This is a genomic window from uncultured Parabacteroides sp. (assembly GCF_905196875.1).
In the GTDB taxonomy this organism is placed as follows: Bacteria; Bacteroidota; Bacteroidia; order Bacteroidales; family Tannerellaceae; genus Parabacteroides.
Genome location: NZ_CAJJWO010000037.1, coordinates 26,468 through 48,177, shown reverse-complemented (window position 1 = coordinate 48,177; position 21,710 = coordinate 26,468). Strand labels below are relative to the sequence as shown.

Below are 21,710 nucleotides of genomic sequence, written 5' to 3'. Positions count from 1 at the left end.
CCATGACTTTTTCGCGACTGGCCTGCGAATGTGGTTTCTACGACCAGCCGCACCTGATCAACGAGTTCAAAATATTCTCCGGCTATACTCCGGGAGAGTATTTGTCACTGTGTGCTCCCTACTCCGATTATTTTTCTACCGACAACGAGTAATGTCCTTTTTTTCCAAGTTTGGGCGTTTAGCGTGCCCTACCTTTGCCTTGTCAATTGGCAGAAATAGTTTAACAACAAAAAAAAGTGAATATGAAAAAGTTAGTTTCTTTCTTTGAGATCCCGACGGCAGACTTCGGAAGAGCCGTGAAGTTTTACGAAGCAGTATTGAACCTGGAATTGAGCGTGATGGAATGTGAAACAGAAAAGATGGCTTTCTTCCCCGATGAGGACGGACTGGCTCTGGGCGCTATCTCCTGGGCCGCTGATTTCCTTCCGGCAAAGGATGGCGTGCTTGTCCACCTGAATGTAGACGATATGGAAACAACGCTTTCCCTGATCAAAGCCAACGGCGGCGGCATTGTTCGTGAAAAGACAAAGATCGAATCTGAAGGCCGCGGCTACTTCGCGATGTTTACCGACAGCGAAGGAAATACGCTGGGATTGTATTCCGATAAGTAAAAACGGTTTCTGATGTTGAAAGAGGGTGTCAAAAGTCGTGTGAGAGCTTTTGGCATCCTAAAAGATACGCTCTGGGAACGTAAACAATTCATTCTTTGTATGGTTCTATAAATGATAGATATTAAAAAGAAAGACTTATGGAATGTCGGATAGAAAAAGATACGATGGGAAACATAAAAGTTCCCATCGATGCCTATTATGGCGCACAGACCCAGCGTAGTGTTGAAAACTTCAGGATTGCACAGGATATAAACCGGATGCCGAAAGAAATTATCCGGGCATTTGCTTATTTGAAAATGGGAGCGGCCCTGGCAAATAAAGACGCCGGTGTGTTATCTCCGGAAAAATGTGACCTGATTGTACGTGTCTGTGATGAGATACTGGATGGAAAACTGGAGGATTCTTTCCCTCTGGTTGTTTGGCAGACCGGTAGCGGAACACAAACAAATATGAATGTAAATGAAGTGATAGCCTATCGCGGGCATGTGTTGAACGGTGGAAAACTGACGGATGAGGTAAAGATCTTATCACCTAACGATGATGTGAATAAATCGCAGTCGTCCAACGATACTTTTCCTTCGGCTATGCATATCGCGGCATATAAAATGGTTAGGGAAAATACGATCCCGGCTCTTGAGATGCTGCACAAGACTTTAGTCATGAAAAGCCGTGAGTTTATGCCGATCGTAAAAATAGGACGTACCCATTTTATGGATGCTACGCCGCTGACGCTTGGCCAGGAGTTTAGTGGCTATGCTGCTCAACTGGAATATGGTATTCATGCTTTGAAAAGTACTTTGCCGCATTTGGCTGAACTGGCTTTAGGTGGCACAGCAGTCGGTACGGGGATCAATACGCCGGATAATTTTGGAGAAAATGTAGCCCGAAAAATAGCACAACTGACCGGATTACCGTTTGGTTCCGCACCGAATAAATTCGAGGCATTAGCTACTCACGATGCTATCGTCTCTACCCATGGTGCATTGAAAGGCATTGCCGTCAGTTTGATGAAGATTGCAAACGATATCCGTATGCTTGGTTCCGGTCCTCGTGCCGGGATAGGTGAAATTCATCTTCCGGAGAATGAGCCCGGTTCTTCCATTATGCCGGGTAAAGTGAACCCGACCCAGAGCGAAGCATTGACAATGATCGCGGCACAGGTGATGGGTAATGATGTGGCTATATCGGTAGGCGGGGCAAACGGGCAGTTCGAACTGAACGTCTTCAAGCCGATGATTATTTATAACTTCCTTCATAGTGCCCGCCTGATCGGTGATGGTTGCAGAAGTTTTAATGATAATTGCGTTATCGGTATCGAGCCTGTAAAAGAGAATATAAAGAAACATTTGGATGATTCGCTTATGTTGGTTACGGCTCTTAATCCGAAGATAGGTTATTATAAGGCTGCTGCTATTGCACAGAAAGCATTCAGGGAAAATAAGACGTTGAAGCAGGCTGCTGTCGAATCAGGTCATATAACTGCAGAAGAGTTTGATGCCTGGGTCGATCCGTCAAAAATGGTCGGTAAGATTTAACTCGAATAAAGATAAAATTCAGACAAATAGTTCACGGGATGCTACTTTTTCAGAATACGTAAAAGCTGCATCTTTGTTTTGTTGAAAATCATTTGGATACATACCTCTGAAATTACTAATTAAGTTTAATGCAAGTCAATAATTTATTAGGCTGTATTAGACTGGTGAATATGTAAACATTAACGGCGAAAATGTGTGTAGTTTATAGTGTAAAAGATTATACTTTTGTTTCATGTAATGAATATAATGCCTTTTATACTGTAAATGGAAGACCCGGCCGTTAATGCTATCCTCAATGGATATGCATGAGAAAAAACACTAATGTTAGAATTTTTAAAATAGGGTGTGTAATGAAAAAATTACTTTATTTGGAAGAGCATGTATCTTGCAGGGAATATTCTCCGAATATTTTAGTCGGGTTTAAGCATCGGATATTGAATGAGGAAAACGATCTGAGAGAACAAGATAGGGATTATCATCATTTGATTTTTTTTCTGGAAGGAGAAGCTGTCATTTGTTGTAATGAACAGAGAAATAAGATAATCAGATCGGGAGAGTTTATTCTGATACCTAAATCCGCTGATTTTTCATGCAGGATATTGTCTGCATCGAATGTTGTTATATTTACATTTGACCGTTTCCCAGGGGCTTGTAATAAAATGGAACTTCAATCCCTGGCCCCCCTGTGTAATAAGATACAGTATGATTTTGAACCTATTGTGATCTATCCTCCCTTGAAGTCTTTTCTGAATACGCTGATCGAATACATGGAGTGTAAAATGAATTGCAAACATCTACATGAGATAAAGTCGTTGGAACTGTTTTTGCTGCTTCGTGGATTTTATAAGAAAGAAGAGTTGGCTTATTTGTTCCATCCGATTGTCGGGAAGTCACTGGATTTCCGTTCGCTGATACTGGAAAATTATCTGAAGGTAGATCATGTGGATGATCTGGCAAAGATAGCAGGGATGGGACGTACGAATTTCAATAATAAGTTCCGGGAAGAGTTTGGTTTGTCTCCCCATCAGTGGATTCTGAAACAGAAAGCTAAACATGTCCGTTTTAAACTAGCTGAGCCGGGGAATACTTTGAGTGATATAATGAGGCTCTACAAGTTCAATTCGGCTACCCATTTTACTCGTTTTTGTAAGCAGCAGTTTGGTTGTACTCCCTCCGAGCTCCTACGTCAGTTAAAATCGGAATAATAATCTTATTGGCTGGAAATATGGGGCTTTTGAACAAAATAGTTATCTTTATGCTTATATAAAGAGTAAGAACTATATGGAAGAAAATAAAGCGTCATCACCTGGGATATGGAAGCGTTTATCATCATTGATAAATTGGTTTTCGAAAAAGGAGATAAAGGATATCAATGTCTATTTTATTTCCGGGATGTGCTATAATTGCAAAGTCTTCGATAAATTGCGTCTTCCTAAAGGATTTAAGAAAGTATATATCGAGTGGTATATCCCCAGACCTGATGAGACACTATCAGAATACGCCCGTACAATGGCGAAAGCTATAGATGCGACTTCTCCTTTTATCCTGATAGGTTATTCCTTCGGAGCAGTGATTATGCAAGAGATGACTCTTTTCCTGAGACCTTCGAAATGTGTTATTATTTCTTCTTTCAAAAGTAAAAAGGAAATCCCTGTCCTATTTCAGGCAGTCAGGAAAGTGAACCTGATGGAATTTATGCCTAAGCGACTCTTTTCTTCCACCGATTTTATAACAAATGCTTTCAACCGGCTGGTTTATAATGCCTCCAATTCAGATCTGGCAGAATATATGACTGTAACAGATCCTGTCTATATAAAATGGGCTCTTGAACAGATTACTGATTGGATACCAGACAATAAGAGTGAGCACCTGTATCATATTCATGGTACGGCTGATCAGATATTTCCTTATGACCGGTTGGAAAATGTATTTCCTGTTGAGGGAGGAGATCATTTGATGGTAGTAAAGAAAGCCGGTACTGTCAACTCCATACTCGATAGTATCTTGTTGCGAAAAGAAGATTAGCAACTGTTTTAGTAGGTTAAATAGTAGTCTGTACATAATCTTTATAACCGTGAAGCTGTTATTAGGGAATAAATCTCCTAAATGAATGATTATGATAAAAGAATCCAGCGACAGATTAACAACAGAAGAGCGTGAGGAACTTCCTTCGTCTGATTTCGGGCTTCCTGAAACCCGTGAGTTTCCTATGCCTGATGGTGTTCATGTACGGGCGGCCGAGGCTTATTTCAGATATGCCCCAGAAGATAAAAAGCCATTGCTGGCTTACCGTATCCTGGAAAAGGCACGGGAGTTTGGTGTGGATATAGAAAGTCCGGTGATACATAGCTGGGCAGAACGGTATGAAAGCTGAGATAAATAAATGTCCGGACTCCTCTCAGAAATCCGGACATTATTTTAACCGCTAAAAACCTTTGTTGTTTTTATTTATTTTACCTCTTCTCCTTTGTCGTTAAAGATAACGGTGCTTTCTGTTCCTTCTGCTGAGGTGATAACCAGTTTGTACGTTTTTGCCCCATCCTTTTCTGCAACAGAAGCTTCTTTAATTGTTTGTCCTTCATAGGCTTTTTCTACAGCAGCCTTTACCGCATCGGGGACTTCTGATACTTCAATCTTAGTATATTCATCTTGTGTAGACTGACAGCATGCTACTGAATCAACACTTGTTTCTGCTGCGAATGCACTGAAACTACCAACTCCCATCATCATTGCTATTGCAACTAATACCTTTTTCATGATTTTAATTTTTAAATTAAACAATCTTTATTACTAATACACTTAGTATAATCCAATATGTGTGCCAGAAAAATGTATGAAGGGGTATGTTGTTGTACATCAGTGATATTGTTGTTTTATGCCCTTATGCCGAAACTGGGGTAAGGTGTGGATAATTGTGGGGATGTGATGAAAATTTCCTCAACAACATCTCTTATTTGTCTGTTTTGAATATATAGCTTACAGTAAAAATTAAAAGAGAAAATGGCAGATAACATGGAGAAGTTAAAAAATCATGAGGAAATTATCTTAAGAGATCTTCTTGCACTCGAAAGAACCAGGTTGGCTAATGAGCAGACGCTCTTTTCTTATATACGTACTTCTTTATACCTTTTGACGGTGGGAATGGGGATATTTGAGATCGAAATTATCCAGCATCTGAGAATGGTGGCATGGATCTGTTTAGTATCAGGTGTAATCTTGTTTATTGTAGGAGTTTATAGGTATTATCATTTAAGAAAGTATTTGAAATCGTATGTTACTGAAAACACTAAATTCCAGTCATAAAGTATTGTATAAACTGACACAAAAAATTCAGAAGACAGGTGGCTTTTTATAAAAAGAAGAGAGTTGTATACGAAAAAAGCAGTTACAATAGAATGTAACTGCTTGATTTTCAGTGGTGCCACCAGGAATCGAACCGGGGACACAAGGATTTTCAGTCCTTTGCTCTACCAACTGAGCTATGGCACCATTGTTTTGTTTAACGGGTGCAAAGGTAGGGAAAGTTTTGAATACTCCAAATCTTTTGAGAGAAAAATATCAAGAAATTTTAAAGAGTAAGTAGTCTGTTGTTTTTTTTACTGTTTTCTGTAAAAAAAATGCCGGAAATGTTTGCAGGTTCAAAATTAGTTGTACCTTTGCAGCCGTAATCAAAAACGGGATGTAGCACAGTTGGTAGCGCGCCACGTTCGGGACGTGGAGGTCGGAAGTTCGAGTCTTCTCATCCCGACTACTTGATAGGCAAATATCTAATTATTAGATATTTGCCTATACCTTTTTAGATACAGCCGGGAGAGTTCCGGGAGACATTTGAAAACGATTTTGTGCGGATATGAATTCGTCCAAAAAAAAAATGCCCAAATCTCAGAAAAATACAGAATTACAGGATATTATATCCTATACGCTTCCCAAATTGTACACAGGTAAAGAGTGGTATATTGGTTTTTATGCTTTCAATCCGGTGGAGGGTAAAATGAAAATAAAGCGGATCAAACTGAATTATATCACAAAAGTTACTGAACGCAGGAAATATGCAGCTGACTTAATGACGCGTTTGAATGAAAAGTTACGGCGCGGGTGGAATCCTTGGATCGAATCAGAGAACAGTAAAGCCTATGTCTTGTTTGATGAAGCTTGTGAAGCTTATATAAAGTTGGCTACACGATATTTTCAAGATGATATTTTACGTGAAGATTCTTACACCAGTTACATGTCCTATCTTAGAAATCTACGGAAATACAATAAAAGTTTAAAAAATCCAATTACATATATATATCAATTGAACAGGGAGTACCTAAATGAATTCCTTGAGCATATTTATATAGATCGGGATAATTCTCCACAGACACGGGATAATTATCTTATGTGGCTTCGCGTATTTGCAAAGTACCTGGTGAGACAGGGATATCATAAAACTATAGCAACGGAGAGTATTGAAGTGATAGGTAAAAGGAGTAGAAAAAAGAGTAGGACAGTGATTCCTGCTGATAGCTTGGCAAAATTAAAATCATTCGTTGTCGGTCATAACCGTCATTATTTGTTGGCTACATATATATTGTTCTATTGTTTTATACGACCGAAAGAAATGTCATTGATAAAGATCGGAGATATATCGATTAAGAATAGGACCATATTTATATCGGAGGAAAATTCGAAAAATAGGAAAAGCGCAGTGGTAACGATTAACAAAAAGATTATAGAGCTGATGCTTGACTTAGGCGTCTTATCTGCCCCAAACGATTATTATTTGTTTGGATCCGGTTTTATGCCGAGCAAAGAGCAACGTTCGGAAAAACAATTTAGAGATTACTGGAATCGATATGTGCGTAAAGGATTGAAGTTTCCAAAGGAATATAAATTTTACTCATTGAAAGATACAGGTGTAACTACTATGCTTCGATGCAAACTTGATAATATCAGTGTTCGTGATCAGGCTCGACACAGCTCTATACTGATGACTGACATTTATACACCGCATGATATCCAAGAAGCAAATCCTATTATAGAGAAATTTGATACGGATTTTTAAAAAGAAAAAAGTTAAGTGAGCCAATCTGTTTTTCTGATCGGCTCACCTTTTATGCGTTTTGAGCTATTGCTCGTATGCGTAATATCTTATTAATACAGTGCCGTCTCCGCCTTTCCCACCTTTGGACGATCCACCACGGGCAGCACCACCACCGGTGCCATTCCCGCCACCTCCGCCACCTCCTACACAAAATACATCGACAGAAGTGCAACCCGCAGGAGCCTTCCAGGTATATGTTCCTGCAGGATAAAACCTTTTTGTATATAGGTTTAGCTTTCTTTCGCCCATGAACCTTCTTCTACTCATCGCTTATCAGGTATTATGATCGTTGTAATACTGTCGTTCTTAACCACAATAGTCCCTTCTTCAATCTTCGATGCCGAGAGATAATGCGGGGCTACCGTTGATCTGTAACCGATAAATGTTGCAGTTATAACTGCGGCCATAAACAGGATCATCAAATCCTGCTTAATTGATTGTTTCTGTATTGTTGCTTCCATATTATTATTTTGTGCTTGGGTTATAATTCCAACCCATTACCATTGTTGTAAAGCTCACTTATTTCTGATGCTGATAGCGCTCTACTCCATACTGACATTTCATCTAGGTAGCCACGTAAACCACGATTGTTTTGAGAGGTTGTAACGGGTAAATAGTCACATCCGATATAAGTCGCAGATTGCACATAAAAAGTTGAAAAAGAAAATGTACTTTTTTCGACACCATTAATATAGATGGTTCCATTACCTCCTTTTATCACCAACGTAATCATTATCCAATTCCCTGTAGGCAGCGTTGTTGTATATCTTCTGATACCATTGTCATTAACAATAAGCGTTTTATCTTCAATACACAGACCATACAGTTTTGTTTCGTCGGAAGCCCGAGAAAGAAAGATCCCTCTATATTGGCCTGGAAAGCTACCGGAATCCAGTTTAACCCATAATGAAACTGTAAAGTTGTTGAATGTACCAGAGTTACGAGCAAACTTTAAAGGGGAATACGAACCGAAATATGCTGCATTTCCTATTTTGCCGGCCGAATAAGACACTGAAGCGCTATTAATCGTACCAGTCACTTCGTCTCTCGTTGTGCTGTTAAACTTGTAATAATCTATTAATCCAACTAGAGAAAAAGATTTCTCTCCCATAAATCTACGCCTGCTCATAGTTGTCAAGATTTAATTCGAATGTCAAAAACTTCGGATAGTTCGCTTTTACGTCGATTTGAGCTATCTCTTCGACGGTTGTAGCGGCATAGACAGCAGCCTCGTTCGAAGCTCGACGGTCGTAGGTGCGTTTCGCATAGATTTCGAGTAATGGGAGTTTTTCCATCGCCCAGGGGATTGGTACGTCGAGAGATTCAGGCGGTGTGCCAGTAGTCCATAGTTTTGTCGTAGTTTCACCGTCTGACAATAGAGCCGGGAGCGTGATCGAGTATAGGGAATTGCGCAGGCCTTTATCAATCCACAACTCCTGATTTGCGACTTCCATTCCACCTTGCATCACTGACACAAAAAACTTGTTGCTAAAAGCGTCTTGCTCTTCGATCTCTGCCAGCTTTGCCCGTCTAACTACCTGTTCCACATCCGGTTCAGGAGTAGGTTCTGGTTCGGGGTCAGGCACCGGCTCCGGAATCTGCATGTTATAGACTTCCTCCGGTGTAGCACCCGGATGATTGTTGTGAAACTGCCCCTGTTCTGCGCTTAATTTAAGCCACGCTACATTGTTATCGATAAAATCCTCCCAGGTATATACTACCACGTTATCTGTAGTATTCAGCTCTTCTTCGATCTCGAGGAAGAAGGGAGCGTTGTTGTTATGTCCTATGTATATCATATATCCTCCTTATTGTTGTTCTAATTTTGCAATATGCCAGATACCCACATAGCATTTAAGGTTAAATTCTACCCGCCTACCAGCTGGGCAAGTATGCGAGCTCCCGCACATGCTCTCATAATTCCCGGATGTTGGGATTGTTATTGTTCGAGTCGATGGGCAATAAACAAGTACATTCATTTCAAGCCCATCATAATTTCTACCCGCCGCATTAACCGATAGCGATGCATTAGCATTAAGACTAACTTCAATATTTTCGTAATTTGCATTGAGGTTTGCTACTGTTGTGGCGGTAGTGTATGACCCTATACGATCAAGTTTTGTCTTGTCATCCGAGCTCATTAGCCCGTTTGTCGTTTCGGTTGCCGGAGAATATGTTGTATCATTATCTACTCCCCAAACCGCCGTCCCATCTGCTGACCATCGAAGTATCTGCCCAGAAGTTCCACCGGCCGGAATGTGCTTATTACCGGCCGTAGTGGGATGTACATAGTTGTTTGCACTAGCCGCAATCCCTGACAACTTGTTTTTATCCGTTGTTGTGTAGTTGTTGTCAGTATGCACGTAACTAGCATCCGAAACAAAACCGCTGTCGTTGGTAAGGTCAGACGTCTTGGTAGGTATCAAAGCTACAATGTCAGTCCGTAAGCCTGACAATAAAGTCGTTAAGCTCTGCGTGTCGGTGATGCCTGCCAGAAAGGCCGTGATCTCATTAAACGTATCAATTGCAGCACTGGCCGATGTCCCTATCAAAGCATCCAGACGTGCCTTCAGGTTATTCAACTCCGCCGTAAGTGTTGCGTCGTTATAGTTCGTTAGCCCCTCTAGCTTCTGTTTTAGCAGGGTTGTAAAGTCCTCTGTCGTCAATTGCTTGCCGACAACCTTATCAACCTTTTCGCCGATTAACCGACGTACTTCTGTATCGTCGTAGGCTTCCGGCACCACATACTCGACAAAGGTTCCGACCGTACTATCATTACCCGACGGGACAAACAAATACTTCTTACCCGACACGAGTCCGGGTCCAGGCACTAAGACATTTCCAGATCCAGTTCCCGGCAATCCCTGCGGAATAGTCAGATTAAGTAAATACTTATCCCGACCGTCGGACGTCTGACCGTTCGGGGCTAAAGTGGCAACTGCATCCGTTCCGGGTTGCCCCGTCGTTGTGGTACCCATTTCGATGATGGGCGTCAACCCTTGTGGGCCGGCAACAATAACCAGGTTCAATTTAAATTTAGGGTTGCCGTTATCGTCGGTTCCGTCCGGAGGCAAAGAAGCTGATGCAGATGATCCTACCGTAACGGTGCCGATCGTTATCTGAGGAGTTTTGCCGGTGAAACCGATCGCCCCGGACATATCAACTAAGTATTCAAAGTTTGCCGCACCTTTTACATACAACTTTGCGGTATCTTCATCGTCAACGCTACCGGTATTGATCAACACGAATTTTCCTTCCGGAACGTTAGATAGATCGGCATTCATTGCTGCGATGGTCGCATAAGTGCGATAAATACTAAACCCTTCAGGGCGGAGTACCGTATCGGTCTTATTATACGCACCTGTTACGTAATCCCAGGTATAAACATGGTAGTCGTTGCCTATGTAACCGGGGTGATCCGATACCGATTTAGCATTGACGGCCGCTGTATTGGCCGCATCCTTAGCTGCGTTTGTATCCGTGATAGCTTGATTCACTTCTTGGGAGATTTGAGCCATTTCTTTACGTACTTCCGCGGCCGCGTCAGTAGCCGGTTTTTGGAAAAGAGCCAGAACATCTTCTGGTATTGCCTGCCAAAAAGCGGCTATTTGTTCGGCAGTCAAATCGGTAAACTTTAACTTCAGGACTTCGAATGTAACTAGCACTTTCCATGCCGCTTCTTCCTCTGACACATATTTCCATTCTATGCCGGATAAACCGGTACGGAATTCAGGAGTATCACCCGCTTCACCTTTCAGATCAGCCCAAGCAACAAGATTTTCCCACATACCATTCGTCCAGCGCCATTGCAGGTGCGTTTCGGTTGATTGCAAGTGCACTTCTTTGCCGTCTACCCCTTTCAGGATTGACAACAGTACCCGGACTAACTTATAAGTTGATCCGCTCTGATGGAACACAGGAATAGAAGTGATACCCTGCAAGCTGTCTACTTCCTCGTATTGCCCCGGATCTTTAGAGGTGGTCTGTATATTATTGACCACCTCGCTTGTTATCTTTTCCAAGATTTCGGGAGTGATCCGTCCATCCGAGATGATGATTTCTCCTGCAGCCATAACTTATTCAGTTTTGTTTCTTTGATATATAATAGATGCCGTATCGGTCAATACCGCTCCGTATATGGATTCTGAATCCGCATTTGAGATAGGCTTGTCGAACGAAATATTTTTCCTGCCATCGGCATTGATCGTGATGTATCCGAAAACGACATCGGCCTTCTTTATTGTACCCATTACAGACTGTACGCTTTGACCTTCATCTTGCGCTACGTTGTATTGAATATCGTAACCCGCTACCGTGTTTAGGTAGGTGCTCTTTACTACTGATGATACCTGTTCTAGTGCCATAATTATCCCTCCTTATTATCTTTCTTAACTTCTATCGTGCATCTCTCTACTGCTTGGTAGAGCATTAACGAAAATGATTTTGACAAAACCGATATCATCAGTCCATATTCTTCATCTTCAATATCCACCGGTTCATTGCTATGGTAAATTTTACGAGCCAACTCATCCATAGGGATGGTTACCGCTTGTCTATGTATTGCGTTTCCAATCTCTTTTCTGAAATCCATTGTTTCATAAACATCAATTTCGATTTCTACACTTAATTCTTTGAAATTTACTCGTTTCATAATTTACATTTTAAGAATTTCTATTTACTAAATACCATTTTCTATTCATATACATAAGTTCTGCGTAATCTCCCCTCGCCATGTTAAAATTAGATCTGTTTACAGCATTATTCTCTTTGATCGTATTGCCATTATGATCAATTATACCGATTGTGCTTTGAACATTTATCATTTCCGAGGCATGAGAAGCAATAAGAATTTTGATAACAATCACAGAATGATCTACTACTGCACGTCCGTCAGTAAAATATCCAAATTCGTTACTAATTGCGGCATCAGAAGGTAAATAAACAGATTCATACGAAGATGGAGCGAACACAAACGTCCTTCTACTCCTTAAATTAGAAGCACTAGAGCATGAAGAGTTACTTATATTGACATTTACATCTGTAAATAAATTCTCAATCAAAGAAAATTCCCCTCTGATTCGAGCGCCTCCTTCACAATCAAGAGCAACTGCATGACTATCATTTACTGCATTTCCGCTAGCTTTTAAACTTAACGCATAAGCCGTACCTCCAGGCGATGCAGTTCTGTTATTTGTGATAAGTGCAGTACATGTAAGACTGCCTCCCGCAACACTGGGTGTCAGATCGGAACCAAAAGCAATACGGGTCCCACTGCCTCTCATGTCAATGTATCCTACATCTTTTCCGGTTGTCGAATTACAAGTAAACCAACCTTTATCAATTAAAAAATTACCTATACTTGTAGCTCCTTCAAGATTAATCTTTTTTGCATTGATACTGATACTCTCTGAAGATTGATTTATCGTGGATATAATGCCGTCTTTCTTTGCATATAAAGTATTACCGTATGCAGTTGTTAATATTCCAGATTCTTCTTTGGGTTTTCCATTCTCATCGAAGTTGGCTACAACCAACTGCCATTTATCCTTGTTTTGCAGAACAAAAGATGCTGCAGTTGTAGAGTTGTTAGACGCAGTTTCCCAACTGTCGCTACCATTCATTCCTGTATATCGTTTCATTTGCTTTGTAGACGGGTTATACCATAACGCACCTACATGCTTAAATTCTTCTCCACTTCTCCAAGAGTTCCAAGGATTTTCGGTCTGGCTATATTGTTCTTGCGAGTAAAGCCCGCATGCAAAAGCTTTGTTTGCTAAATCCTTGGCATCGGTTATCCCTTGTGTGTTATTTCCGACAACTGAGAATATTTGGTCATACTGGACGGATAGCTGCGCCACAGACGATTGCAAGCCGTTAACTTTCGTAGATACAGCATCAATACGACCAGCCTGAATACTCAAACCCGAAGTTATTTCCTGTCGTAAAGCTCCGGTTTCTGCATTAAAATCCTGACGGGTAACACGAGCTGCTATTTCTTCTGCCATCACTGTTAGTGAGGCATCATATTTTGTATAAATAGCCCCAGTTTCAGCATCAACATACTTCTTTGTTGCCAATAATTTTATGTATTCGGTTGTCTGATCAATCTGCGTCTGTAGCTTAATCTGAGCGTCCGCCAGTGCATCATTAAACAACGATACACCAGTTATCAGGATCTCGCCTGTAAATCTCAATTCAAAGTCACCAGACTCGTCCCATTTGGCAGTCTTGCTTATTTTTTGGTAGCTATCAGAGGGGGTTAATTGCTGTTCGATATATAGTTCCGTGCCACGGAAGCCCGCTGACAACGTACCGGCACGTAACACCTTGTACTTAAAAGCAAAAGAATAAGTATAGGCCTCTTCGGATGGATCTGTCCGTTCCGGGAGACGGAGTAGTGAGTTCAGCTGTAATATGTAAGTATTTCTTATGCGAAGTTTGTTCTGGCCTCCGTCACTGTAGATATCAGCTACCGCCTCTTTATCGACATAAAAACTACTGTCCATCCATAGATATGCGCTTGACACATTAATAAAATGAACAATGTTGGCCGGTGTCCAGTAGTTGGTATCCCGGCTGAAAGAGGAATTAATCAGAATGTTACCGGACTGGTTCGACATGTCATCCCTGATGCCCTCTATTGTACTGTTGAACTTGCCGTCCATGATGGTGAAAGTTTGCTCTATAGTTTCACCTGTATTTAGTACGATTGTCGAATATTCTAAGTGCGCCCCTCTAGCATAAAAACCGACTGTCTCATTTAGCTGTATTCCGCTTTTTGTACGGATTGATGAGCAATTCCCCACTCGCGCCAGAAGACTGTCTCCCGGATTAGTTTTCATTCCATACACCGCATCAATGTGAGGTGTTCCGAGTTCGTCAATTGTTGTGATCTTGACAATTCCTTTGCGTGTAGAATCTGTTGCAGAGTCAACACGTGTCAACACGTCTTTCTGTGCAATCTGAGATAGATCGCCTACGAAGTTTTTGAAGGTAATCCAGTCCAAACGGTCCTCTCCATCCGAAAGCGATCCTATTCCGACTTCTTTAACCTGCAGTTCATATTGCTTTGTTATGTAGTAATCATTATCGGCAGATGGCATCCCGTTATACCGTTGCACCATCAACAAGTCACCCGGGCGGAACGGATTGTAAGTGATACCGCCTTCTGTATCTAAATATAAACGTCCGGTAACTGTATCGTAATAGGCTACCTTCATCTGCCCGGCAAATATAACATTGTCGTTTTCGCCCCTGAGTTGTGAAATAATCATCTCGTAAACGCGAACGCTACCTCTTGCTACGATATCATCAATTTCTAATCGGTATTTAGTTTCTTCTACACCGGCAGAGTTAATGCGTTTATATGGGGCCAAGTCCCATCCCCACCCTTCGGGGAATCCAGAAGCAAAAGAGGGTGATCCCATCCGGCCACCTACATACACATCACTTCTTACCCGCAAAGAGTCCAGCAAAGCAGCCCCCGGATCCGTAATCTCCCAGCCTTTGCCATCATAGCCGTCCAGGAAGATTGATGATCCGATCTTTTTATCGAATGTAATTATCCCATGAGCACGATCGTCAATATCTTTACGCAGATACATTTCATCGATATCAACAAGAAAATTATTAAGCTCTTCATTTATCCGAATATCAGTACTTAAAGCAGAGTAAAGATTTTTGTCGGTAGGTAAGATAAAACCTAGCTGGGTTGACTCAATTATTTCAAGATTGCAATTACCGCCGGAACCGCCGCTGCCAATATTTCCGATCTCATCCTCCAGTTCTTTGATTACTGCATTCTTGATCGTATTATGGATAGCCCCATAAGTTGTGACTGTCGGTTTCGGATTAAACGGATCGAATGCAGGAATAAGTACCCCCTCGGTAAGTTGTACCCGCGGAAATTCAGCTAACCGAGGGGGTAAAATAAAATCCGGCGATGACAGATCCGGAGCGACCAGATTATCCGGGATATCGCTCTCGTTTTTTGTAAGGTTCAGAAAGGAAGAAACTTCAGATAGTTGCCAAGTGAAAGTATATGAACTGGGCAATTCATTCGATATGTATGTTACATTGCTTTCTGTCACAATAATTTTCCGGATAGCCGTTGCTTCGTAAACAAACTTAGCCTTGCTGGGGAAAAAGTCAAGCAGCCAACGGCGAGAGTATTCATCCAGGTAGCCGGTGTTTTTCGTATACTTTCGCTGGGTGTCTACCTGATACTCTTCCCGGACGTCACCGAATACGGCTATATTATGTTCATGTTCCGCATTCAGGTTGTTTGTCCCGGCTGCCCGAAAGCTATCTAGTCCTCCCAAACTATTTTCAAAAAGATACCACTGTTCGTCTTCTGCCAAAGGATCAGAAAAAGCATACACCTGTGATTCTGATAATTTCGTTCCAGAGTTCTCTGTCCATACTTCGTAATAAGACGGATAGGTGTTCCCTAGCTTGCCGACAACAACTGAATACTGTAAGTCCATTGTTGTAGCATGTCCTGCAACACAAGTTCCTAATGTTATTTCCTTGATTGATTTGTCCGGATATGTAGCTTTAAGCTTCGCGGTACAATCTTCAACAGCGTAATAGGTCAACCATTCAGGAGAGTAATAGGTAACAGGCTTAACGCGCGGTTGCCAGGTAAGGAAATGTAGTTTCAACCAGTTTGCAGCCGTGTCTGCCAGGTTAGCAACCCCACTACGGATAACCCGAAAAGAGTAGTCTGTTCCATCGATTGTTGCGACAAAAGTATCTGCCAATTTATTTTGTACATAAAAAGGCTGTCCCGCATTCAAGGTATAAGTCAACTGACTTTCGACTACATCTTGAATGTCTACTCTTATCAAATTATCCGGACCTGGTTCATAGCTTTGCTGCAAAAGTATATTGTCTCCCTTCTTTAAAGTAAAAGAGACAAGTCCGGAAGATGACATCACAAACTCATTTAGATTTCCGGACAGATTAAGTGCATCAGGTTTCTTTATTACTCCTGCCATTATTCAAATTTTTATCAAAGGTACCAGCGATATCTACTTTTATAAAGGACAACTACCACTCACGAAGTATAGGCTCCAGCCACATTGTCAATGTCCCTGAAATTTTATCAACCAATACTGGTTTGCCGATCAACTCTATTTGTACGGCAAACCAGCACGGATATGATTTTTCATGATATCTGCCACCGCGGCTATATTCAGCCTCTGTAGGAGGTGGAAGGAATAAGGTTATAGGCTGCTCTTTCAGTTGCATCCAGTTATATTGGGGGCCAACATTTTTAGCCCAGTTCATCTGCCATTGGTACTTTGATGACGGGAAATGATTTGATTCGGATTTGGCAGAGGAAATAGGATTATACAATTTCGTAGTCAAGAAAGTACATTCGGTGTCTATGTTTTTACCAACATCGTATTTTATGACATTTGGCAACAGTTCCTGGTTATTTATCATTACTTTTTTATAGGATGAGATATTGAGCTTGTCAGTATCCTTTAAAAGCATTTTTGTAGTAACAGGACGCATTGAGTTGCGAAGCATATCATCATACTTCCGCCAAAACTTTTCGTATAATCCATCCGGTCCGTTATATGCCAAAGAATAATCCCATATTCTTTCCCGTGTATCAAGATAGGCATATATTGTACCGGAATCAAAACGGGATGTTCTGTGAGCGGTAAAACACAACATTGGGTTTAACTCCGATTTTTTCTGGGTCGAATTTTCCTTACTCCCTCCCTGAGCGGGTTTGTTGTCCCAAATGATTTTTGAATTAATGGCCCTGGTTGTTCCAATAAAAGGAGCTACACCACTTGATAGTGTTTCAAATTCTATGCTGACCAACGTATCTGGTGATTCTTTCTTTTCTGTCTCTAAGGTTCCCCCTGCATAATAATCACAATTCAATGTTCCTACTTTTTCTACGACATAATTTAAAGGAGTAAAACCTTCCCTGATTATCCATCCCCTTGTCTGATCAATAAAAGCTTCCGGATACATAGCTGCTATTTCCGGTAATGTTTTAGATAAATAATCAGGTGATGAAGAAACCAATTTGTATTCTTCATTATAAGTCAACACAGCCCCTCTGTCAGCAGACAATTTGACCTGTTTATATTTGGCCCCATGATTGACGTTGATTGGTTCTGTGAGCAACTTTGTCAAATCCTGATCGGCTTTACTATCAGCCACTTCGTTGAACAAAACTATTTTGATAGTTCGTTTTGCTTCATCAGGTATAAACTCACAACAAAATTTGTTACGAAAGATATCTAATATCGTGGATATATTACAATTCGGCACGAGTTGGTCATAACGAATTTCGGCATTAACAATTGAATCAATATTATTATTAAGAAAAACCATCGACCGGAACGGCTCCGTTTTAGAAAAGAAATTGTCTTCCAGCGTATATCCTAAGTACTTAAATGTTTCTTCCAACAAGTGTACCGCTTTTATGAACGGTGTGATAAAATATCCGGCTGGAGTAGATACTGTTTTCTCATCTATTATTTCCTCCCGATACTGTTCATTAAATAAAGAATAATACCCATCTGGTTTAATCGGCCCGGAAACTTTGTTCAGGCATATAATCTCTCCACTTTCATGGCTCTCTGCCAATACCGGGAAACAGGAAAAACGAGTATCAGGACTAACCATCAACGAACGAACAAAACTGATTGCATTGGTTACAGACGAAAACGTTAATACTTTATCCTTGAATACTGTAGCCAGTTGAACATCCTTCATCTTTTCATAAAACGATCCGATATTCAAATAAAAGGAAGTGTCAATTCCGTCTTTCCGACTGGCTGATAAAATCGCCTGCCGGCAACGAATAGAGAAAATACCTTCCTGAATGGTGGCGTCGGATCGATTAGGCATCTTATTCACACCTGCCATATCGTCTGGAAAGCCAAGTATTGTTCGGTTATGCTCATCTGGCGGCAATTTGACCGGAAGGGATTGTTCTCCATAATCATTAAAAAATGGATTTGTACGCTCCATTTCCAAAACCGTTCCCGGTTTTAGTTTCAGCTCCTTGCCTGAAGAATGTATTATTTTCATGATTTACTACCTATTTTACGGGATTCATTTAATAGTTCCTGTTGTTTTTGTAATTCTGAATAGATAATGAATGCTTTTAAACCACCTTCTTTATCTATTTTTTGAAGCAGCTCATACAGTTTAGTGATAACTTCTGTCCCGGCAATACTGCTTGCCGGTGTGATATTTGTTGAAACTTTAGTATCTGCTGTTGCAGGAATAGAAGGATAACCTCCTGATTCAAATCCGGCCAGGCGTTTACGCATAAGCTGGTTCATGTCTACAGTTCGGATTTCGCCTTTTTCCTGAGATTCGTTTAATAGGTTTATGATAGGGGCAACAGTCGGGTTTTGCAAAGCATCATTACTGGCTACCCATTCCATACTTTGTCCAGTTGGACCTTCACCAACTATTACAGTGGGGCGATCGACAAAACCTCGTTTTTCAGGATCAACTTCTGCATTAAAAGTTTTCCCATCTTGTTCGCGTGTGACATCAATGTATCCACCGGATTCTTTACCGGTTGCTACACGAGTACCTGTCCCGGATCCGGAGCTACCCGCTCCATCAACAGTCATTGCCATGACTTTTTTTCGTTCGGCATTCGCCGTTGCTATCTGGGCTGCACCGGTAGCGGTTAACATAGCTGCAGCAATTCCACCTCCTATAGGGCCTAACTGGCCAAAAGCCTGCATGATTGCAACGGCTGTATTTGCTATTATTTCGGATACCTTAATGGCGAAATTGACATTAGCGTACTTTTTTTGTACAGCAAGCTTTTTGTTTTCTTTCTCTTTTTCCAACCGGGCAACCTCTTCCGAGTTGTCACCGGCACGCTGGATCTCAGCATCGTATTTAGCATCTATATTGGCCAGTTCAGCTTCTTGGAGAGCATTGATAGCTCCGGAAAACATCTCTGAATAAGCATCATAACTTTTTTTCAAATAGTTGACTTTTATTTGATTCTTAGCTTTCTGATACTCTTCTTCATCCAATAGGCCCTGGTCATATTGCTGTTTTAATTGTTCTTGCTCAACTTCATATTGCTCCTGCATGGAAAGCAGACCATACTGGGAACGTATTTGATTTCGCTTATCTTCCTCCTGTTGCAACAATTGAGTTTTAGCACGTTCATAAGCTGCATCTAGTTCGGCGGTATCCATGTTTTCTTTTTCAGCCATTTCTTTTCGAGCCAGATAAGATGCTTCCAGTACTTTCATTTGAGCTTCGGTATCTTCGTCAACTGTTGTTAGCTTAAATTCGGATTTAAAATCCTTTACTAAATTTTGGAGAGCCTTTTGTTGGGCAGCACGACTTTTGGCGGCATCAAGATCCGCAGTTATAACAGCTTCGTTTGCTTCCGATATGGCCTGAGCTTTGATCGTTCCGGATGATAGTTCTAAAGAGGATACGTCGGACTGGTAATCCTGATTTATTTTAAGACGGGTTTCGGCTGTCGCTGTTTCCGCACTTAACATCAAAGCATCATATTGTTGTTGTGAGATTTGTTTTTCTGCTAATGCTTTTTCAAAGGTGATCTGCTGATTTTTATATGATTGCGACTCTATTTTCAATTGTTTGTCCCGGTTGTCTTTGAGGACATTGATCATTTCCTGTTCCCGCTTTTGCTGAACATCAAGAAGTGCTGTTTGGGCTTCTATTTGCTGTTTCGCAATTATTGATAATATTTTTGGATCATTTGTTTTTTTCTGATAGCTCTCTAATGCTTGAAGGCGATCCGAATAATACTTAGCGTCAGCATGGAGAACTTCCAGGTTGTAAAACTGCTCCGTTTGTTGAGTTTCGTTTTTGTTTTTCTTAAGTTTTGCCAATTCTTCAGCATGAGCATTATCCATCTGCTGTAGCTTTAAATCCATTGCTGATTTAAATGCTGCATTTTGTTTCTTTATTTCAGAATCGGAAACAACTTTCTTTTCAGGGGTTAACGACTTGACTTTATCGTCAAGGGCTGTCAGTTCTGATTTATAACGTTGTACTTCTGCTTTCTTTTGGGCTAATGCTTGTTCAATATTTTTTCTTGCAGAGGGCCATAAATTATTCATTAATCTAGCTTCTAATGCAGCTTGTTCTTTTTCTGCTTTGACTAATTCTTCAGATGATTGCTTTCGTAAAATATCAATAGTTCGTTCAATGGCCTTTTTTTTATCCATACCATTTTTTACCAATTTATCAACCATTACATCGACTTGCTCCTGGGTATCATTATAGGTATTCTGGGCAGCATCGTTGTAAACATCTTGTTTTAAATCATCAAGACTACTGAGTGCAACCCTAAGACCGTCAACCATTTTACTTAACCAGGTTAATGTTTTTTTTGCAATAGGTTCTATTCGTTTACCGATCGTATTGAATAAGGCGTCTAATGTATCCCCAAAGTTGGAATATTTACCTTCTAATTCCTCCATTTGTACAGCCATGCCTCCTTGTACACCTTCAATGTTACCTAACGAATAGAGGTAATCAGATATGGCCTTTTCTGTAAAATTGACTTCTGTTGCAACTCCTTTAAAAGAAAATTTCACTTTATCATTTTCTTTATTGGCTTTAATGCCAAATTCTTTAAGGCGTTCGAACTCTCCTGTTTGAGCATCTAAAAGAGCTTCAATAAGTTGATCTAATGATTTCCCCTGAGAACTGGCAAGGTCTCCAAGCTTTATAATTTCCTGTTCTGTTGGTACAATTCCACGATTGACCATCTTAATGTAGGCTTCAGTTATCTCTTGCAGAGAATAAGGTGTTTCTTGTGCCAGTTTTTTTAGCATGGACATGGACTTGGCTGCTTTTTCCTGGCTTTGAAAGGTATTTCGTAGGACAGCTTCATATTTGGCAAACTCTTTACGGGTTTCGATGGCATTCGATATGATGTCTTTCAAATATCCAACAACTTTCAAAGCCAGAAAGCCTTTTACAACGGTGGTTACTTTGCCAAAAGAGGATGATAATGCATCTCCTGTTTTTTCACCGCCTGCCTTTAATTCAGATATTCTGTTTTTTACTGCCACTAGATTTTGTTCGAGCTTTTTATAGTTTTCCGGATGTGTTGCCTGTGATGTGTTATCCAGTTGGCGTTGTAAATCCTTCGCCTGTTTCCGAAGTTGGGCCATTGTCAGGGCACTAATACCCATTGTGCCTTCCAAAGCCTTGATCTTAGCTTTGTTTTTGTCGATCTTTTCGTTATTTAGTTCGACTTCTTTTGAAAGTCTGTTGAATTCTTCGGATTCTTTTTTGCCGGTAGCGATCAGATCAATCATCCGCTCTTTTAGCTCTTTATTGGTAGTGTTGAGTTTTTTATTGTCATTAGATAGAGCCCGGACTTCCTGTTGTGCTTTTGTTGCATCGACAGACAGGATCCATTTTAATTCATCTTCTGTAAGTTTTTTTGCCATATTAACCTATTTTTATTGCGAAAGTAGA

Annotated in this window: 18 protein-coding genes, 2 tRNA genes and 1 pseudogene; 9 read left to right on the top strand and 12 right to left on the bottom strand. The window is 40.8% G+C overall.

All coding sequences use genetic code 11. From position 1 onward, the window contains the following. The 6 genes and pseudogenes from QZ076_RS13345 to QZ076_RS13320 all read left to right on the top strand — a co-directional run. Positions 1-152, top strand: a pseudogene (locus QZ076_RS13345) (AraC family transcriptional regulator); the annotation flags it as partial. Between the two features lie 90 nt (positions 153-242). Continuing rightward, positions 243-611 carry a VOC family protein gene (locus QZ076_RS13340; protein WP_293713763.1) on the top strand — a complete coding sequence of 123 codons (369 nt, stop codon included), beginning with the start codon at positions 243-245 and terminating at the stop codon, positions 609-611. 137 nt (positions 612-748) lie between these two features. Then, on the top strand, positions 749-2,146 hold the full coding sequence (gene fumC, locus QZ076_RS13335; RefSeq protein WP_293713762.1) for a class II fumarate hydratase: 1,398 nt from the start codon (positions 749-751) through the stop codon (positions 2,144-2,146). Positions 2,147-2,496: 350 nt separating this feature from the next. Continuing rightward, a complete protein-coding gene (locus QZ076_RS13330; protein WP_293713761.1) occupies positions 2,497-3,351 on the top strand; it encodes a helix-turn-helix transcriptional regulator in 855 nt (284 codons plus the stop codon). A 76-nt stretch (positions 3,352-3,427) separates the two neighbouring features. Then, the gene (locus QZ076_RS13325) at positions 3,428-4,171 is read left to right on the top strand and encodes an alpha/beta hydrolase (protein ID WP_293713760.1); all 744 of its coding nucleotides are present in this window, start codon (positions 3,428-3,430) and stop codon (positions 4,169-4,171) included. A 91-nt stretch (positions 4,172-4,262) separates the two neighbouring features. Next, the gene (locus QZ076_RS13320; RefSeq protein WP_293713765.1) at positions 4,263-4,520 is read left to right on the top strand and encodes a hypothetical protein; all 258 of its coding nucleotides are present in this window, start codon (positions 4,263-4,265) and stop codon (positions 4,518-4,520) included. 74 nt (positions 4,521-4,594) lie between these two features. Here QZ076_RS13320 and QZ076_RS13315 read toward each other — a convergent pair whose 3' ends face one another. Then, positions 4,595-4,903 (bottom strand): hypothetical protein, encoded by a 309-nt coding sequence (locus tag QZ076_RS13315; protein ID WP_293713759.1) that lies wholly within the window; start codon positions 4,901-4,903, stop codon positions 4,595-4,597. A 243-nt stretch (positions 4,904-5,146) separates the two neighbouring features. On the opposite strand from QZ076_RS13315, the gene QZ076_RS13310 reads away from it, so the two are divergent. Then, positions 5,147-5,449 (top strand): DUF202 domain-containing protein, encoded by a 303-nt coding sequence (locus QZ076_RS13310; protein ID WP_365325666.1) that lies wholly within the window; start codon positions 5,147-5,149, stop codon positions 5,447-5,449. Positions 5,450-5,562: 113 nt separating this feature from the next. On the opposite strand, the gene QZ076_RS13305 is transcribed toward QZ076_RS13310, so the two are convergent. After that, a tRNA-Phe gene (locus QZ076_RS13305) sits at positions 5,563-5,635 on the bottom strand. Positions 5,636-5,821: 186 nt separating this feature from the next. On the opposite strand from QZ076_RS13305, the gene QZ076_RS13300 reads away from it, so the two are divergent. Together QZ076_RS13300 and QZ076_RS13295 are read left to right on the top strand one after the other, a co-directional pair. Then, positions 5,822-5,894 (top strand) — tRNA-Pro (locus tag QZ076_RS13300). Positions 5,895-6,017: 123 nt separating this feature from the next. Next, positions 6,018-7,193 (top strand): site-specific integrase, encoded by a 1,176-nt coding sequence (locus QZ076_RS13295; RefSeq protein WP_046151713.1) that lies wholly within the window; start codon positions 6,018-6,020, stop codon positions 7,191-7,193. 63 nt (positions 7,194-7,256) lie between these two features. Here QZ076_RS13295 and QZ076_RS13290 read toward each other — a convergent pair whose 3' ends face one another. From QZ076_RS13290 to QZ076_RS13245, 10 genes are read right to left on the bottom strand one after another with little or no spacing between them, the layout of a single operon-like run. Beyond that, positions 7,257-7,499, bottom strand: a complete 243-nt coding sequence (locus tag QZ076_RS13290) for a hypothetical protein (RefSeq protein WP_293713758.1) — start codon at positions 7,497-7,499, stop codon at positions 7,257-7,259. Then, positions 7,496-7,693, bottom strand: a complete 198-nt coding sequence (locus tag QZ076_RS13285; protein WP_293713757.1) for a hypothetical protein — start codon at positions 7,691-7,693, stop codon at positions 7,496-7,498. Before QZ076_RS13285 ends, QZ076_RS13290 begins: the two co-directional genes overlap by 4 nt. 20 nt (positions 7,694-7,713) lie before the next feature. Then, complete coding sequence (locus QZ076_RS13280) at positions 7,714-8,361, bottom strand: LamG domain-containing protein (protein WP_293713756.1); 648 nt, start codon at positions 8,359-8,361, stop codon at positions 7,714-7,716. Further along, on the bottom strand, positions 8,348-9,031 hold the full coding sequence (locus QZ076_RS13275; RefSeq protein WP_293713755.1) for a hypothetical protein: 684 nt from the start codon (positions 9,029-9,031) through the stop codon (positions 8,348-8,350). Before QZ076_RS13275 ends, QZ076_RS13280 begins: the two co-directional genes overlap by 14 nt. 9 nt (positions 9,032-9,040) lie before the next feature. Then, on the bottom strand, positions 9,041-11,305 hold the full coding sequence (locus tag QZ076_RS13270; RefSeq protein ID WP_052725130.1) for a hypothetical protein: 2,265 nt from the start codon (positions 11,303-11,305) through the stop codon (positions 9,041-9,043). A gap of 3 nt (positions 11,306-11,308) precedes the next feature. Then, entirely contained in the window at positions 11,309-11,596 is a 288-nt protein-coding gene (locus QZ076_RS13265) for a hypothetical protein (protein ID WP_046151708.1), read from the bottom strand. A 2-nt stretch (positions 11,597-11,598) separates the two neighbouring features. Continuing rightward, a complete protein-coding gene (locus QZ076_RS13260; RefSeq protein WP_046151707.1) occupies positions 11,599-11,883 on the bottom strand; it encodes a hypothetical protein in 285 nt (94 codons plus the stop codon). Positions 11,884-11,893: 10 nt separating this feature from the next. Then, positions 11,894-16,231 carry a hypothetical protein gene (locus QZ076_RS13255; RefSeq protein WP_052725129.1) on the bottom strand — a complete coding sequence of 1,446 codons (4,338 nt, stop codon included), beginning with the start codon at positions 16,229-16,231 and terminating at the stop codon, positions 11,894-11,896. Positions 16,232-16,283: 52 nt separating this feature from the next. Further along, a complete protein-coding gene (locus QZ076_RS13250) occupies positions 16,284-18,296 on the bottom strand; it encodes a hypothetical protein (protein WP_046151706.1) in 2,013 nt (670 codons plus the stop codon). Next, the gene (locus tag QZ076_RS13245) at positions 18,293-21,682 is read right to left on the bottom strand and encodes a hypothetical protein (RefSeq protein ID WP_046151705.1); all 3,390 of its coding nucleotides are present in this window, start codon (positions 21,680-21,682) and stop codon (positions 18,293-18,295) included. Before QZ076_RS13245 ends, QZ076_RS13250 begins: the two co-directional genes overlap by 4 nt. Positions 21,683-21,710 lie beyond the last annotated feature (28 nt).